Here is a 15,448-nt window from a genome sequence, read left to right on the forward strand (position 1 = left end):
GTGGCGGCGGCGGGTTACGTTGTGCACCCGGTTCAATGCGGAACGTAAACATCCGCGGAGCGGAGTCCCACATTCGGGACACAAGCGTGTTCGCCCGTAGCGGAGGGAACCGTGCTCACCGGCATGGAGTGTCAGTCCTTACGGGTAAGACATTCCTAGTGGATCGGGGCGACACGCTGATTTGAGCGGCTTCCGTTCGCCATCGGCGTACACGTGTGACGGGTATCTGCCTGGCCTGCGGGAACATCGTCTCGCACCATCAGGTTGGAGCAGTAGTCGGCTCTTACAGCCGGTTTTCCTCACCGACGTGGGGGTGAGCCGTGGACGGATGTCGGCAGTTGGAATGAGCTGTCCCGTCCCGCGGGACTAGCATGCGGAAGGACAGGGCGGGGACCGACCCCGAACTGCCCGACCGCTCTGAGGAGCGATAAACGATGTTCGAGAGGTTCACCGACCGCGCGCGGCGGGTTGTCGTCCTGGCTCAGGAAGAAGCCCGGATGCTCAACCACAACTACATCGGCACCGAGCACATCCTCCTGGGCTTGATCCACGAGGGTGAGGGTGTCGCCGCTAAGGCCCTGGAGAGCCTCGGGATTTCGCTCGAGGCTGTTCGCCAGCAGGTTGAGGAGATCATCGGTCAGGGCCAGCAGGCCCCGTCCGGCCACATCCCCTTCACGCCGCGGGCGAAGAAGGTCCTGGAGCTTTCGCTCCGAGAGGCCCTCCAGCTCGGCCACAACTACATCGGCACCGAGCACATCCTGCTCGGCCTGATCCGCGAGGGCGAGGGCGTCGCCGCCCAGGTCCTCGTGAAGCTGGGCGCCGATCTGAACAGGGTCCGGCAGCAGGTCATCCAGCTGCTCTCCGGCTACACCGGGGGCGGCAAGGAGTCGGCCACCGCAGGCGGCCCGGCCGAGGGCACCCCCTCGACCTCGCTGGTCCTCGACCAGTTCGGCCGCAACCTCACCCAGGCTGCCCGCGAATCCAAGCTCGACCCGGTCATCGGGCGCGAGAAGGAGATCGAGCGGGTCATGCAGGTGCTGTCCCGCCGGACCAAGAACAACCCGGTCCTCATCGGCGAGCCCGGCGTCGGCAAGACCGCCGTCGTCGAGGGGCTGGCCCAGGCCATCGTCAAGGGCGAGGTGCCCGAGACCCTCAAGGACAAGCACCTGTACACCCTCGACCTGGGTGCACTGGTCGCGGGTTCCCGCTACCGCGGTGACTTCGAGGAGCGCCTGAAGAAGGTCCTCAAGGAGATCCGCACCCGCGGCGACATCATCCTGTTCATCGACGAGCTCCACACGCTGGTCGGTGCGGGCGCCGCCGAGGGCGCGATCGACGCCGCGAGCATCCTCAAGCCGATGCTGGCGCGCGGCGAGCTCCAGACCATCGGCGCGACGACGCTCGACGAGTACCGCAAGCACCTGGAGAAGGACGCCGCGCTGGAGCGCCGCTTCCAGCCCATCCAGGTCGCCGAGCCGTCGCTGCCGCACACCATCGAGATCCTCAAGGGTCTCCGCGACCGGTACGAGGCCCACCACCGCGTGTCGATCACGGACGAGGCCCTGGTGCAGGCCGCCACGCTGGCCGACCGGTACATCTCGGACCGCTTCCTCCCGGACAAGGCGATCGACCTGATCGACGAGGCCGGCTCCCGGATGCGCATCCGCCGGATGACCGCGCCGCCGGACCTGCGCGAGTTCGACGAGAAGATCGCGGCCGTGCGCCGCGACAAGGAGTCGGCCATCGACTCCCAGGACTTCGAGAAGGCGGCTTCGCTCCGTGATTCGGAGAAGCAGCTGCTCGCCGCGAAGTCCAAGCGCGAGAAGGAGTGGAAGGCCGGCGACATGGACGTCGTCGCCGAGGTCGACGGCGAGCTCATCGCCGAGGTGCTCGCCACCGCGACCGGCATTCCCGTCTTCAAGCTGACCGAGGAGGAGTCGAGCCGACTGCTCCGCATGGAAGACGAGCTCCACAAGCGCGTCATCGGTCAGAAGGACGCCATCAAGGCCCTTTCGCAGGCCATCCGCCGTACGCGGGCCGGCCTGAAGGACCCGAAGCGCCCCGGCGGCTCGTTCATCTTCGCCGGCCCGTCCGGCGTCGGTAAGACCGAGCTGTCCAAGACGCTCGCCGAATTCCTCTTCGGCGACGAGGACGCGCTGATCTCCCTCGACATGTCGGAGTTCAGCGAGAAGCACACGGTTTCGCGTCTCTTCGGTTCGCCCCCCGGCTACGTGGGCTACGAAGAGGGCGGCCAGCTGACCGAGAAGGTCCGCCGGAAGCCGTTCTCCGTCGTCCTCTTCGACGAGGTCGAGAAGGCGCACCCGGATATCTTCAACTCGCTGCTCCAGATCCTGGAGGACGGTCGCCTGACCGACTCCCAGGGCCGGGTCGTCGACTTCAAGAACACGGTCATCATCATGACGACCAACCTGGGTACGCGGGACATCTCCAAGGGCTTCAACCTGGGCTTCGCGGCTCAGGGTGACGTCAAGACCGGGTACGACCGGATGAAGGCCAAGGTCAACGAGGAGCTCAAGCAGCACTTCCGGCCCGAGTTCCTCAACCGCGTCGACGACACGGTCGTGTTCCACCAGCTGTCGCAGGAAGACATCATCCAGATCGTCGACCTGATGATCGCCAAGGTGGACGAGCGGCTTAAGGACCGCGACATGGGCATCGAGCTCAGCGGCGACGCGAAGATGCTCCTGGCCAAGCGCGGCTACGACCCGATCATGGGCGCCCGCCCGCTGCGCCGGACCATCCAGCGTGAGATCGAGGACCTGCTGTCGGAGAAGATCCTCTTCGGCGAGCTGCGCCCCGGTCACATCGTGGTGGTCGGCGTCGAGGGTGAGGGTGAGGAAGCGAAGTTCACCTTCCGCGGCGAGGAGAAGTCGGCCCTGCCGGACCTCCCCCCGATCGAGGCCACGGGCTCCGGCCCGGACCTGTCGAAGGGCGCGTAGCCGGTAGGCGGTAGGTGCGTGCGCGAAGGGGCCGGCCCCCGAGACCTTGGTCTCGGGGGCCGGCCCCTTTTGGTCGAGCGGTCTCAGGGATGTGCTGGGGGCTTCCCGTCAGTCCCACTGTCCTTCCGGGCCGGGCCGACCTGTCAAGGGCGCTCCTTCGTCGCGTCGCTGCGCGATGGCCTTCGGCCACCCTTGACAGGCCGTCCCGGCCCGGAAAGACAAGGACTGTCGGGAAGCCCCCAGAGGAACGGGCCGGTCCAGAGATGGACATACGGCCGGATCAGCGATCTTCGGGGTCGTCGGGGTCGGCAGACATTCCATCCGGGCCGACATGCGTGCCATGCGGGGCCGCCCTCCGCACCAGATCGCTACGCGCTCCTCCCGTCTCAGCGTCTGCGCCCCGTCCGGGGTTGCTGCTGTCGCCGAAGGACGACGGATTCGCCATCCGGGGCCGGTGGGCGCGTCAGATCGCTGCGCGCTCCTGCTGTCTCGGCGGCTCTTGGCCGTCTGGGGCCGTTGCTGTCGCCGGATGCCGACGGAAGGACCCTCGGGCGCCCTCAGGCGCGTCAGATCCCTCCCAGCGGTAGCTGGGGGAGTTCGAGGCGGAGTGGCCGGGAGGGGGCAGGGGCGGAGTCCCTGGGAACGGAGGAAGGGCGGGGCGGGGAGGAGCGAAGGGCCCGGGGCGGTGACAAGCCGCACAGAACAAATCGGACCTACTAGGCCTTCTCGTAGGGTTCGGCGTCCGAAATGTCCACGCGTCCGGGCTGGATGGGCGGCGTCAACGGGGTCGGCGGCCGGGGTTCGGCTACGAGGCGGGGTAGTAAATCGGGTGTTTGGGGAAGGGAGGGGGCGCGGGTTACCAAGGTGGGGCAAGCCCGGCAGTGACGGCTCAGGCCGCCGTGCCGGGATCTTTCTTGCCCCTATGCCCTTGTCCCCGGCCCCGGAGGTCCCCGCATGTCCGCGAAGCGCGTCAGCACCCGTCGTACCCGTACCGCCCTCGTCGCCACCGCCCTCGGTGCGACGCTGGCCCTCGGGGCCGGGACGACCGCCGCCTTCGCCGACGAGACCCCCACCGTGCTGTCCGCCGTCCAGGCCCAGGCCGCCGCCGCGAAGGCCGGCCTGTGGGAGAAGCCGGTCGCGAGCTACACCCTCTCCGCGACCTTCGGCAAGGGCGGCAGCATGTGGGCCCACAAGCACTCCGGCCAGGACTTCGCCGTCCCCGTCGGCACCCCGGTGCACGCCGCCTCCGCCGGCACCGTCGTCAAGGCCGGCCCCAACGGCGGCGGCGACGGCCCGGCCTACGGCAACGCCATCGTGGTCAAGCACGCGGACAACACGTACTCCCAGTACGCGCACCTGTCGAAGATCCTCGTCAAGGTCGGCCAGAAGGTCACCCTGGACCAGAAGATCGCGCTCTCGGGCAACACCGGGAACTCCAGCGGTCCGCACCTGCACTTCGAGATCCGCACCACCCCGAACTACGGCTCCGCGATCGACCCGGTGGCCTTCCTGCGCAAGGCCGGCATCACCGTCTGATCCTCCCGGCTCAGATGAGCCAGGAGTGGGTCGGCTTGGTCTTGCCGAGCTTGTTGTTCTTCAGGCCCGTGATCTGCTCCTGGCCCAGTGCCTGGTCGAAGACCCGGATGTGGTCGAGGGCCCCGTCCCACGCCGCGCTCCAGATGCCGTGGTGGCGGGCCCGCCCCAGCTGGAGCGGCCCGGGGCCCGCCCAGATGCCGGAGACCTGCGCCTGACCGGCCTGCTTGTCGTCGACCCACAGCGCGATGGTCTTCTTCTCCGCGTCGTAGGTGCCCGTCAGCAGCGCCCACTTCTTCGTGGTGTCCACGTTGTCCGCCACGACCTGCTGGGCCGTGGCCGCCTGGCCCTTGTCCCCGGTCTGCACCCGGAACACCCAGGCCTTCTTGCCGCCGACGACCTCGAAGCCCAGCTCGAACGAGTACGAGTCCCCGTCGCCCTGGCTGACCGCCATCCGCGAACCGCCCTCGGTCACGTTGTAGGCGCGCGTGGAGACGGTGAAGCTCTTCGACACGTCCACGGCCGCCTCGGCGCCCTGCGCGTACGAGTCCGCCGCGCCCTTGAAGCGGACCTCGGTCCGCTGGTTCAGCTCGCCCAGTGAGGCGCCCGGTCCCAGGGCGATGCCCATCTTGCCGTTGAAGTCGCGCAGCAGGTTCGGCTCGCCGGGGACGGTGGGGGAGTCGTCGGCGGGGGTCTTCGACGGGGGCTGCGCCGAGCCGGAGGGGCTGGGGGAGCCCGAGGAGGAGGCGACCGGCTTGTCGGTCGGCTCGCCGCCGCCCATCAGGAAGAACGCCGTGCCCGCCGCGACGAGGACCACCGCGAGCGCGCCGCCGCCGATGACCAGCATCCGGCGCTTGCGCCGCTGGGCCTCGGAGGCGTCGGCCATCGCCTGCCAGTCCGGGGTGGAGGCGGTGGCGAAGGTCTCGGGTATCGGCGGCGGGAACGATTCATCCGCCGTCGGCGGCGGCCCGAAGCCCTGCCCCTGCTGCCCGGCCGCCGGCTCCGGCTGGTAGGGGTTGGACGGCCCGGGCTGTGGATAGCCGTACCCGCCGGAGGCGGGGGGCTGGGGGTTGTGCGGGCGATCCATACCGTCAGTCATGGCACGGATGCTAGAACATCCCCGCGAACCCGTGATCCCCCGGCATCGAGACGACCCGGCCGGGGGCGGGGACGGGGTGGGGTGTCGTCCGGGGCTAAAACGAGATGACTTCGGCGCCATGCACCGCCGGACCACTCCGGCCCGGCTCGGAGCGCCGAACATCGAAGCCCGCCCCGGACGGCACCCCACCCCGGCCCCGACCCCGGCCACCCCCGACCCCGCCGGCCCCGCCGACCCCGCCCCCGTGAGGAACAGGGGTCAGCCGGGGAGTTGGACGATCGGGAAGCTGCCCGTCGTCGTCGGGGCGTGTTCCGGGAGCCAGAGGACCGCCACCGCCCCGGCGGCCGAGCCCTCGGTGTCCGCGCCGCCCGGCGCCGCCACGTTGCGGAAGGTGAGGCGGGCGCCCAGGACGCGGGCCTGGCCCTCGGCGATGGTCAGGCCGAGCCCGTGCCCGACCCCCGCCCGGTCCGTCGAACCGGTGCGGAACCGGCTCGGGCCCTCCCGCAGCAGCGCCTCGGGGAAGCCCGGTCCGTGGTCCCGGACGCGGACGACCCGGCCCTCGATGTCGACCTGGACCGGCGCCTGCCCGTACCGCGCGGCGTTGGCCAGCAGGTTGCCGAGGATCCGCTCCAGCCGGCGCGGGTCGGTGCTGACGATCTCGTCCGCGACCACCCGCACGGTGGCCTCCGGCATCAGCGCCGTCACCCGGCGGGTGACGAACTCGCCCAGCGCCACGTCCTGCAGCTCGGCCCGCTCGGAGGCCCCGTCCAGCCGGGCCACCTCCAGGACGTCCTCCACCAGCGCCCGCATCGCCTGCGCCCGGTCGCGCACCAGCTCCGTCGGCCGGCCCGGCGGCAGCAGCTCCGCGGCCGTCAGCAGCCCCGTCACCGGGGTCCGCAGCTCGTGCGCGATGTCGGCGGTGACCCGCCGCTCGGCCTCCAGCCGCTGCTGGAGGGCGTCGGCCATGGCGTCCACCGCCCGCGCGAGGTCGTCCGTCTCGTCGCGTACGACACCGCCCACCGCGTCCCGCACCCGTACGTCCGGATCCCCGTGCGCCACCCGCTGGGCGGCGGCCGCCGCCTTGCGCAGCCGGCTGGAGATCTGCCCGCCGATCAGGACCCCGAGCGCCGAACCGCCGATCACGACGGCGAGGGAGCCGACCACCAGGGCCCGGTCCAGGTCCCGCACCATGTTGGCGCTCTCCTGGAACCGGTGGTGCATGGACAGCACCTGCCCGTTGCCGAGCGGTACGGCCGCCCACACCTCGGGGGCCCGCTTGGGGGTCTCCTGGATGTACGTGCCGCGCCGCCCCGAGCGGGCCTTCTCGCGGAGTTCGGCGGGGAGCTCGGGGTCGTTGAGCTTGGCACCCCAGATGGGCTTGCGGCCGGCGTCGGGGGTGCGGGCGATGTACTGCACCCGTTCCAGCTCGGAGTCGCGAGCGCTCTCCAGCATCGACACGCGGGCGGCGCTGTGCACCACCAGGCTCAGGGCGAGCGCGGTGAGGGCGCCGACGGCGGCGATGGCGAGCGTGATCTTCCAGCGGATCCCCGTGCGCAGGGTGAAACGCCTCATGCTGTGGTTCTCATGCCTTGAGCTTGTATCCGAAGCCGCGGACCGTCTCGATCCGGTCCTGTCCGATCTTGGTGCGCAGCCGCTGGACGTGGACGTCCACGACGCGGGTGTCGCCGCCCCAGTCGTAGTCCCAGACCCGCTCCAGGAGCCGGTCGCGGGACAGCACGGTGCCGGGCGCGGAGGAGAACTCCAGCAGGAGCCGCATCTCGGTGGGGGTCAGGGCGACGGGGGCGCCGGCCCGGCGGACCTCCATGCCCTCGGTGTCGACTTCCAGGTCGCCGAAGGACAGTACCCCGCGCTCGTCGGAGCCGTCGTCGTCGCCCGAGCCGTTGCCGCCGTTCTGCGCCCCGCCCGCGTGCCCGAAGCGGCGCAGGACCGCGCGGATCCGGGCGACGAGGACCGAGCCGTCGAAGGGCTTGGTGACGTAGTCGTCGGCGCCCGCCTCCAGGCCCAGGACCACGTCGATGGAGTCGGCGCGCGCCGAGAGCATGATCACCGGGACGGTGGACTCGTCACGGATGCGCCGGCACAGGCTCACGCCGTCCATGCCGGGCACCATGACGTCCAGCAGGGCGATGTCGGGCCGGTCCGCCCGGAAGGACTCGAGTCCGGACAGGCCGTCGGGCATGGCGGTGACCACGAACCCGTCGCGCTCCAGCGCCAGGGTCGTGGCCTCGCGGATGACGTCGTCGTCCTCCACGAACAGCACGTGGGTCTCGGCCATGCGCAGCCTCACTCCGGTCTTGTGCGTCTGCTGGTGCTTGTGCGGTCAGTTCTTCGGGGGGGTGACGGCCGGGGCCGGCTGGCCCCCGCCGTCTCCGACGTTGCTGTATTCCGAGTGGACGCGGTCCTGCTCGGCGAACTGCTCCCCGTTCCAGCGGTACGTGATCACGTCCTCGCCGGAGGGGTAGGAGAGCGCGTCGCTCTTGCCGTAGACCGGCTTGCTGACGACCAGGTCGCCCCGGTCGATCTCGGCGTAGACGGGCGGCTGCTCGTCGGCGAAGACATTCTCGTACTTCCCGCCGTCCGACCGGTACACGTACGACCCCCGGCCCAGGGCGTCGGCGCAGGACAGGACGTTGACGACGATGTCGACGACGCTGTTCCCGGTGACCTTCCCGTAGCTGACGTCGACCGGGTACTCCTTGCCCGTGCAGGGCTTGAGGTCCCGCTTGACCTCGGCGCTGACCTTCGGGTCCGCCTTCAGCAGGGCCACGGGGTCGACCTTCTTGAGGGGGCTGCCCGTCCCCGCGGCGGGGGTGTGGCCCAGGGCCACGGGGCCGCTGGGCGCGGCGGTGGGCTGGTTCGGCTGGTTGTTGCGGGACACCGACTCCGTACGGGCCGGGCCGCCGTCACGCAGGCCGGTGCCGCCGGCGGAACAGCCGGCCGCGAACAGCACTGTGCCGACGAGGACGACCGTCCCCGCCGACGTCAGTACCAGCGAGCTTCCGCCACTCAGGCTTTGGCCGTTCAGGCCGCGCACCGCTCCCGCCCCTCGTACCGCGTGGTGTGGTCACCGCGTTCGAGCGCACGCATGTCCAGGTCCCGGCTCTCCAGCTCCTGGCGGAGCCGGGCCAGTGCGCGGTGCAGTGTGCTCTTCACGGTTCCCGCCGACATCCCGAGCGCCGCGGCCGTCTCCTCGGTGCTCATCTGCTCCCAGTGTCGCAGCACCACGACACTGCGCTGCTTGGGCGCGAGGACCTTGAGGATGTCCATGAGCAGGGCGCGGTCGGCGCGCTGGTCGGAGCCGTCCTCGACGGAGGCGTCCGGGAGCTGCTCGGTGGGGACCTCGTCGAGCTTGCGGGCCCGCCACCACTCGGTCCGCGTGTTGATCATGACGCGTCGCAGGTAGGCGTCGGCCAGGGACTTGTCGGCGATGCCGTCCCAGCGGCCGTAGGTGCGCACGAGGGCGGTCTGGAGGAGGTCCTGCGCGTCGGTGGGGTCCGGGACCAGGCGCCGGGCGCTGCGCAGCAGGGCGTCCTGCCGGGTGCGTACGTACTCCTCGAACTCGAGTACATCTCCGTGCGCCATCTAGACCGCCTCCGCTGCCGTCCCCGTCACCCGCTGCCTTACGGATCCGAAGGTACGGACGGGTTGTCACGGCACTGTGCGGGTCAGCCTGCGGTGGGCGCACGGACACCCGTAGGTTGTGTAACAGCGCCCGTGAGCTGCGGTTTCCCGGCCCGAAACGGAACGCCGCCGTCAACTTCAGCGCCCTCCCGGGAGGGCCCGGCCGACCTGCGGATTCCGGCGCCCGGGCCTGCGGATTCCATGGCCGCCGGACAGGCCCTAGCCCTGGGGGAGGCGGTACATCCCGTGGGCGAGCGGTTCCACCAGTCCGTCCGACACCAGCCCGTCCAGCGCCCTCGCCCGCTGCACCGGCTCGTCCCACACCGCGTCGAGCTGCGCCTGGGCCACCGGACCCGCCGCCTCGCGCAGTACGGCCAGCAGTCGCCCGCGCACCTGGCGGTCGGTGCCCGCGTACGTCTGCCCGCGCCGCGGCGGCCCGTCGTGCGCGGGCTTCCCGGCCAGCCGCCAGGCGCACAGCCCGGCCACGGGGCAGCGGACGCAGTCCGGGCTCTTGGCCGTGCAGACCAGCGCGCCCAGCTCCATCGAGGCCGCCGCCCAGCGGGCCGCCGTGGCCTCGTCCTCGGGCAGCAGGATCCGGGCCAGGCGCCGCTCGGCGGCGGTGGTGGCGTTCGGCGGGTACTCCACGCCGGTGGAGGCGCGGGCGAAGACCCGGCGCACGTTGGTGTCGAGCACCGCGTGCCGCTGCCCGTACGCGAAGGAGGCCACCGCGGCGGCCGTGTACTCGCCGATCCCGGGCAGTGCCAGCAGCTGCGCGTGGTCGCGCGGCACGTCACCGCCGTGGCGCTCCGTTATCGCCGCGGCCGCCCCGTGCAGGCGCAGGGCCCGGCGCGGGTAGCCCAGGCGCCCCCAGGCCCGTACCGCCTCGCCCGGCGCCTCGGCGGCCAGGTCGGCGGGGCGGGGCCAGCGCGCGAGCCACTGCTCGTACACCGGCAGGACCCGGCTGACGGGGGTCTGCTGGAGCATGAACTCGCTGACCATGACCCCCCAGGGGCCGGCCTCGGGGCGGCGCCAGGGCAGATCGCGGGCGTGCTCGTCGAACCACGCGATGACGGGCTCGTGCAGCGGGGACGGTGCGGTGGATGCGGCGGATGCAGTCATGTCAGGGGCAATCCTGGCACGTTCTACGGGTGGCGCGCCGGGCCCGGACCGGTGAACCAGACGGCCGCCCGGATCCCGCTCCCCTGTACGGCGGCGATCACCCGGGTCATCGGCCCGGTCAGCAGGGCCACGGCCAGCGCGCCCAGCGAAGCGCCGAGCAGCAGGCCCATGCCCACGTCGTGCGGGTAGTGCACGCCCACGAACACCCGGGAGAAGGCCATCAGCACGGCCATCGGCAGGGTCAGCAGCGCCAGGCGCGGCACGGCCAGCGCCAGCGCGACGGCCGCGGCGCCCGCGATGGCGGAGTGGTTGCTGGGGAAGGACCAGTCCCCGTACGGCGGACACGGCACCAGCGAGGCGGCCGCCCGGGCCACCGCCCGGCAGGGCCGCTCCTCGTCGACGGTCGACTTCACCAGCTCGGAGGCGACGTACACCAGCGCGGTCACCAGCGGAGCGAGCACGGCGCGCGCCACGTCCCGCGGATCGCGCCGGCCACGCGCACGCCACCAGACGGATATGTAGAGCAACCCGAAGACGAGGAGCCCGAATTCGGTCCAGGCCTCGAAGGCCGACTGCACCCAGTGGGGCGTGTCGTGGGCGAAGTCGGTGATGTCGCGGTAGAGGCCGGAGGTGTCCATGGTCACCGACCGTACTCAACGCCTGGTCGCGGCCACGTCAGACCCTGGCCTGATCCCGGCGGTCCGGCGTCATACCTCAAGATGATCATCGGCAAAACGCGCCGTATGCGCGGCATGTGGGGCACGGATCGCGGCGCGAGTTCTCGTAAGGTTCTGCACGTGGGATCTCTGCGCAATCCGGTCGGGCCGCTTCCCTCCTCCATTTACTGGCGGCGGAGGGCTGTTCTGGCGTCCGTCGCGGCGCTCGCCGCGCTGCTCGCCGTATGGTTCGTCAGTTCCGGTGGGGGCGGCACGAGTACGAACGGCAAGGGCGGCGGCAACGGCTCCGGCCCGGTCCGCACGATCACCCCCGGCCCCTCCGGCTCCGGCCCGGCGATCAGTCAGGCCCCGGGCGGGCGTGCGGAGTCGGGCAGCGGCGGGGGCTCCGCCTCCGGATCGGACGGCGCCGCCTCGAAGAACCCCGACCAGGGCGGCGGCGCGGCCTCCGGCTCCTCCGGCGGCGGCGCGGGCGCCCCTGCGGCCCTCCCGGCGGACTCCCCCCTCCCCACCTGTGCGGCGAGCGCCGTGCAGTGGGAGGTCAAGAGCGTGAAGAACGAGTACGAGACGAACGAGAAGCCGCGCCTCGAACTGATCGTCCGCAACGTCTCGGGCAGCACCTGCAAGTTCGGACTCGGGCCGAAGCAGGCGGTCGTGACGATCTTTCAGACGACCGGGGCCAAGCAGGTGTGGTCCTCGGCCGACTGCCCCACGGGCCCGGCCAACGCGTACTTCCGCCTGCCGGCCCAGGGCGAGACGAAGCAGTCGCTGGAGTGGGACCGCAAGCTGAGCGCGGCGGACCAGTGCCAGTCGCCTCCGGCGGGCACCCCGGCCCCCGACACCTACGTGGTCGAAGCCCGCACCCCGGGCCTGCCGGTGGCCCGCACGTCCTTCGTCCTGAAGCAGGACTGAACGACCGCCGCGCGGGTCGCGCCCGCGCGGCGGTCAGACGTAGCGTTCCAGGATCGAGGACTCCGCCAGGCGGGACAGGCCCTCGCGCACGCTGCGGGCCCGCGCCTCGCCGACCCCGTCCACCGTCTGGAGGTCGTCCACGCTGGCGGCCAGCAGCTTCTGCAGCCCCCCGAAGTGCTCCACCAGCCGCTCGATGATCGCCCCCGGCAGCCGCGGCACCTTCGCCAGCAGCCGGTACCCGCGGGGCGACACCGCCGAGTCCAGGGTCTCCGGCGACCCCGTGTACCCCAGCGCCTTCGCCACGATCGCCAGTTCCAGCAGTTCCGGATGGGTCAGCGCGTCCAGCGCCGGGAGCGCCTCCTCCACCGTGCGGGAACGCTTCGCCGTCGGTTCCGGAACGTAGTCCCGGATCACCAGCTCCCGCTCCTGCTCGATGCCCACCGTCAGCTCGTCCAGCTGGAGCGACAGAAGTCGCCCGTCCGTGCCCAGTTCGACCACGTACTCGGCGATCTCGGTCGCGATCCGGCGGACCATTTCCAGCCGCTGCGCGACCGCCGTCACGTCGCGCACCGTGACCAGGTCCTCGATCTCCAGCGCCGACAGCGTGCCCGCGACCTCGTCCAGCCGCAGCTTGTACCGCTCCAGCGTGGCCAGCGCCTGGTTCGCGCGGGAGAGGATCGCCCCGGACTCCTCCAGGACCCTCCGCTCACCGTCCACGTACAGCGCGATCAGCCGCATCGACTGCGACACCGACACCACGGGGAACCCGCACTGCTTCGACACCCGGTCCGCCGTGCGGTGCCGCGTGCCGGTCTCCTCCGTGGGGATCGACGCGTCCGGCACCAGCTGCACGCCGGCCCGCAGGATCTTCGTCAGGTCCTTGTCCAGGATCAGCGCGCCGTCGAGCTTGCACAGCTCCCGCAGCCTGGTCGCGGTGAACTCCACGTCCAGGACGAAGCCGCCGGTGCACATGGCCTCGACCGCCTTGTCCATGCCGAGGACGATGAGGCCGCCCGTGTTGCCGCGGACGATCCGCTCCAGACCGTCACGCAGCGGCTGACCAGGTGCGACCGCGGTGAGGGAGGCGCGCATCAACGCCTCGTGCTTGGAGCTCGCGCCCGACTTCCCGGATGCTGCTGCCCCGTCCTTGGCTGCCACTGCACTCCTCCGGTCGCGGGTTGCGCCGCCTGCGTAGGGCCGGGCGGACCAGCACAAAGTCTACCGGCGCCGCCTGTGCGCCCGCCGGGCGTTGACCCGCAGCGCCGCGGCGGCAGCCCGTACGGCCCCGCTGACCTGCCTACCCGGCCCACGCACCGGAGCCCCTCATTCCGCCGAAGCGGTCCGCCACACCCCGCCGGTCCGGCTCCGGCGCGTCCCGCCGGGGCGGTTCCGGCCCACCTCGCTCGGGCGGTTCTGGCCCCCCCTGCTCGGGCGGTTCCGGCTCACCTTGCTCGGGCGGTTCCGGCCCACTTCGCTCGGGCGGTTCCGGCCCAGCTCGCTCGGGCGGCCTCGGGTCACTCCGCCGGCGCCGCCGCGGCCCGCTCCTTGGACGGGGTGCGGGAGCGGCCGCGCGGCAGGACCCGCAGCGCGTCCCCCATGTCCGCGACCTCGGTGACCTTCATCCCGGCCGGGACCTTCCCCGGGTCCGCCGGCACCAGCGCGTGCGTGAACCCGAGCCGGTGCGCCTCCGCGAGACGCCGCTGCACGCCCGTCACCCGCCGCACCTCACCGGCCAGCCCGACCTCCCCGATCGCGACCAGGTTCTTCGGCAGCGGCACGTCACTCGCGGCGGAGGCCAGGGCCAGCGCGATCGCCAGGTCGGCGGCCGGCTCCGTCAGCTTCACCCCGCCCACCGTCGCGCTGTAGATGTCCCGCTTGCCCAGCGCCGTGATCCGGCCGCGCTGCTCCAGCACCGCCAGCATCATCGAGACGCGCGAGGTCTCCAGCCCGGAGGTGGTGCGGCGCGGGGAGGGGATCTGCGAGTCCACCGTCAGCGCCTGCACCTCCGCGACCAGCGGGCGCTTGCCCTCCAGGGTCACGGTCAGACAGGTCCCCGGCACCGCCTCGGCGCGCCGGGTCAGGAACAGCCCGCTGGGGTCGGTGAGCCCGGTGATGCCCTCGTCGTGCAGCTCGAAGCAGCCGACCTCGTCCGTCGCGCCGTACCGGTTCTTCACACCGCGCACCAGGCGCAGCCGCGCGTGCCGGTCGCCCTCGAAGCTCAGCACCACGTCCACCAGGTGCTCCAGCAGGCGGGGGCCGGCGATGGCCCCGTCCTTGGTGACGTGTCCGACGAGGAGGGTGGCCATGCCCCGCTCCTTCGAGGCGCGGATCAGCGCCCCCGCCACCTCCCGGACCTGGGCCATGCCTCCGGGCGCGCCGTCGATCTCGGGGGAGGCGATGGTCTGGACGGAGTCCAGGACCAGGAGCGAGGGCCGTACGGCGTCGAGGTGGCCGAGGACGGCGGACAGGTCGGTCTCGGCGGCGAGGTAGAGGTGGTCGTTCAGGGCGTTGATCCGGTCGGCGCGCAGCCGCACCTGGCTCGCCGACTCCTCGCCGGTGACGTAGAGGGTGCGGTGGTCGCCGGTGGCCGCCTTGGCCGCGACGTCGAGCAGCAGCGTGGACTTGCCGACGCCCGGCTCGCCCGCGAGGAGCACCACCGCACCGGGGACGAGGCCGCCGCCGAGGACGCGGTCCAGCTCGTCCACGCCGGTGCTGCGGGCCGTGGCGGTCTTGCCGTCGACCTGCGCGATCGGCAGGGCGGCGGCCGTGACGCGGCCGGCCGCCGTGGTCCGCACGGCGGGCGCGCCCATCTCCTCCACCGTCCCCCAGGCCTGGCACTCCGGGCAGCGGCCGAGCCACTTGACGGTCGTCCAGCCGCATTCGGAGCAGCGGAAGGACGGACGGTCCTTGGCGGATGAGCGAGAGGTACGGGCAGCCATGCCGCCCACGGTATCGGGCGCCACCGACAACGGGGTGCGGGCCGGTCGCCCGCGGACGCCCCCGGGGGCCCGCGGGCATCCCGGGCATCCCCCGGCGTCAGGGCAGCGGTCAGCGGGACGGCGATCTGTTCACCCGTAAGGGCTAAAACCGGGGAAGGCTTCCGGAGGGCCACGGGCCTGCCGCCTACCTTCGCCAGGTGGACAGCAGCGACCAGGGAGACCCCGCATCACGCACCGGCGCACACCGGGCGCACAGGCGCACGCCCCGCGCAGGGACGCCGGAGGACACGGCGGTGACGCCGGGTGCACCCGGGACGCCGGGTGTGTCCGCGACGCCGGGTGCCTCCGGGACACCCGGTGCGTCCGCGACGCCCGGGACGCCCGGGACGCCGGTGACCTCGGGTGCGTACGCGGCGCCGGGTGCGTCCGGGACACCGGGTGCGTCCGCGACGCCCGGGACCCTCGGGACGCCGGTGACCCCGGGTGTGTCCGGGACGCCGGGTGTGTCCGCGACGCCTGGGACACCCTGGACACCGGGGACGCGGGGTGCGTCCGCGACGCCCGGGACGC

The 15,448-nt window shown here is 72.1% G+C and carries 12 protein-coding genes; 3 read left to right on the forward strand and 9 right to left on the reverse strand.

The window, feature by feature from the left end; genetic code table 11:
* The first annotated feature begins 434 nt into the window (after window positions 1-434).
* Both ACFY0O_RS06150 and ACFY0O_RS06155 read left to right on the forward strand, forming a co-directional pair.
* Window positions 435-2,960 carry an ATP-dependent Clp protease ATP-binding subunit gene (locus ACFY0O_RS06150; RefSeq protein WP_351890196.1) on the forward strand — a complete coding sequence of 842 codons (2,526 nt, stop codon included), beginning with the start codon at window positions 435-437 and terminating at the stop codon, window positions 2,958-2,960.
* Between the two features lie 954 nt (window positions 2,961-3,914).
* Window positions 3,915-4,496 (forward strand): M23 family metallopeptidase, encoded by a 582-nt coding sequence (locus ACFY0O_RS06155; protein WP_388943357.1) that lies wholly within the window; start codon window positions 3,915-3,917, stop codon window positions 4,494-4,496.
* Between the two features lie 10 nt (window positions 4,497-4,506).
* Here the strand turns inward: ACFY0O_RS06155 and ACFY0O_RS06160 are convergent, their stop codons facing one another.
* From ACFY0O_RS06160 to ACFY0O_RS06190, 7 genes are all read right to left on the reverse strand, one after another.
* Entirely contained in the window at window positions 4,507-5,592 is a 1,086-nt protein-coding gene (locus ACFY0O_RS06160; protein WP_388943359.1) for a LamG-like jellyroll fold domain-containing protein, read from the reverse strand.
* A 258-nt stretch (window positions 5,593-5,850) separates the two neighbouring features.
* Window positions 5,851-7,164 carry a two-component system sensor histidine kinase CseC gene (gene cseC, locus ACFY0O_RS06165; protein ID WP_388943362.1) on the reverse strand — a complete coding sequence of 438 codons (1,314 nt, stop codon included), beginning with the start codon at window positions 7,162-7,164 and terminating at the stop codon, window positions 5,851-5,853.
* A gap of 10 nt (window positions 7,165-7,174) precedes the next feature.
* Window positions 7,175-7,888, reverse strand: coding sequence for a two-component system response regulator CseB (cseB, locus tag ACFY0O_RS06170; RefSeq protein WP_388943365.1), 714 nt, complete (start codon window positions 7,886-7,888; stop codon window positions 7,175-7,177).
* A gap of 45 nt (window positions 7,889-7,933) precedes the next feature.
* Entirely contained in the window at window positions 7,934-8,647 is a 714-nt protein-coding gene (locus ACFY0O_RS06175) for a hypothetical protein (RefSeq protein WP_388943368.1), read from the reverse strand.
* Window positions 8,635-9,195: a SigE family RNA polymerase sigma factor gene (locus ACFY0O_RS06180; RefSeq protein WP_358814434.1), complete on the reverse strand. Its 561-nt coding sequence runs from the start codon at window positions 9,193-9,195 to the stop codon at window positions 8,635-8,637. The genes ACFY0O_RS06175 and ACFY0O_RS06180 overlap by 13 nt, the downstream gene beginning before the upstream one ends.
* Before the next feature lie 258 nt (window positions 9,196-9,453).
* Window positions 9,454-10,353, reverse strand: coding sequence for an A/G-specific adenine glycosylase (locus ACFY0O_RS06185; RefSeq protein ID WP_388943370.1), 900 nt, complete (start codon window positions 10,351-10,353; stop codon window positions 9,454-9,456).
* A gap of 23 nt (window positions 10,354-10,376) precedes the next feature.
* Window positions 10,377-10,991, reverse strand: a complete 615-nt coding sequence (locus ACFY0O_RS06190; RefSeq protein WP_388943372.1) for a phosphatase PAP2 family protein — start codon at window positions 10,989-10,991, stop codon at window positions 10,377-10,379.
* Window positions 10,992-11,150: 159 nt separating this feature from the next.
* On the opposite strand from ACFY0O_RS06190, the gene ACFY0O_RS06195 reads away from it, so the two are divergent.
* Window positions 11,151-11,939, forward strand: a complete 789-nt coding sequence (locus ACFY0O_RS06195; protein ID WP_388943375.1) for a hypothetical protein — start codon at window positions 11,151-11,153, stop codon at window positions 11,937-11,939.
* 33 nt (window positions 11,940-11,972) lie between these two features.
* On the opposite strand, the gene disA is transcribed toward ACFY0O_RS06195, so the two are convergent.
* Window positions 11,973-13,097, reverse strand: a complete 1,125-nt coding sequence (gene disA, locus ACFY0O_RS06200; protein ID WP_358896829.1) for a DNA integrity scanning diadenylate cyclase DisA — start codon at window positions 13,095-13,097, stop codon at window positions 11,973-11,975.
* A 356-nt stretch (window positions 13,098-13,453) separates the two neighbouring features.
* Window positions 13,454-14,878 carry a DNA repair protein RadA gene (gene radA, locus ACFY0O_RS06205; RefSeq protein ID WP_388943377.1) on the reverse strand — a complete coding sequence of 475 codons (1,425 nt, stop codon included), beginning with the start codon at window positions 14,876-14,878 and terminating at the stop codon, window positions 13,454-13,456.
* Window positions 14,879-15,448: the final 570 nt, after the last annotated feature.

Source organism: Streptomyces sp. NPDC001594, from assembly GCF_042893675.1.
In the GTDB taxonomy this organism is placed as follows: Bacteria; Actinomycetota; Actinomycetes; order Streptomycetales; family Streptomycetaceae; genus Streptomyces.

What these genes read in the sequence shown, in the direction of transcription:
- ACFY0O_RS06180 (WP_358814434.1), bottom strand. Translation starts at nt 9,195, where the DNA reads ATGGCGCACGGAGATGTACTCGAGTTCGAGGAGTACGTACGCACCCGG.
- ACFY0O_RS06190 (WP_388943372.1), bottom strand. Translation starts at nt 10,991, where the DNA reads ATGGACACCTCCGGCCTCTACCGCGACATCACCGACTTCGCCCACGAC.
- ACFY0O_RS06150 (WP_351890196.1), top strand. Translation starts at nt 435, where the DNA reads ATGTTCGAGAGGTTCACCGACCGCGCGCGGCGGGTTGTCGTCCTGGCT.
- ACFY0O_RS06160 (WP_388943359.1), bottom strand. Translation starts at nt 5,592, where the DNA reads ATGACTGACGGTATGGATCGCCCGCACAACCCCCAGCCCCCCGCCTCC.
- radA (WP_388943377.1), bottom strand. Translation starts at nt 14,878, where the DNA reads ATGGCTGCCCGTACCTCTCGCTCATCCGCCAAGGACCGTCCGTCCTTC.
- ACFY0O_RS06185 (WP_388943370.1), bottom strand. Translation starts at nt 10,353, where the DNA reads ATGACTGCATCCGCCGCATCCACCGCACCGTCCCCGCTGCACGAGCCC.
- ACFY0O_RS06155 (WP_388943357.1), top strand. Translation starts at nt 3,915, where the DNA reads ATGTCCGCGAAGCGCGTCAGCACCCGTCGTACCCGTACCGCCCTCGTC.
- cseB (WP_388943365.1), bottom strand. Translation starts at nt 7,888, where the DNA reads ATGGCCGAGACCCACGTGCTGTTCGTGGAGGACGACGACGTCATCCGC.
- cseC (WP_388943362.1), bottom strand. Translation starts at nt 7,164, where the DNA reads ATGAGGCGTTTCACCCTGCGCACGGGGATCCGCTGGAAGATCACGCTC.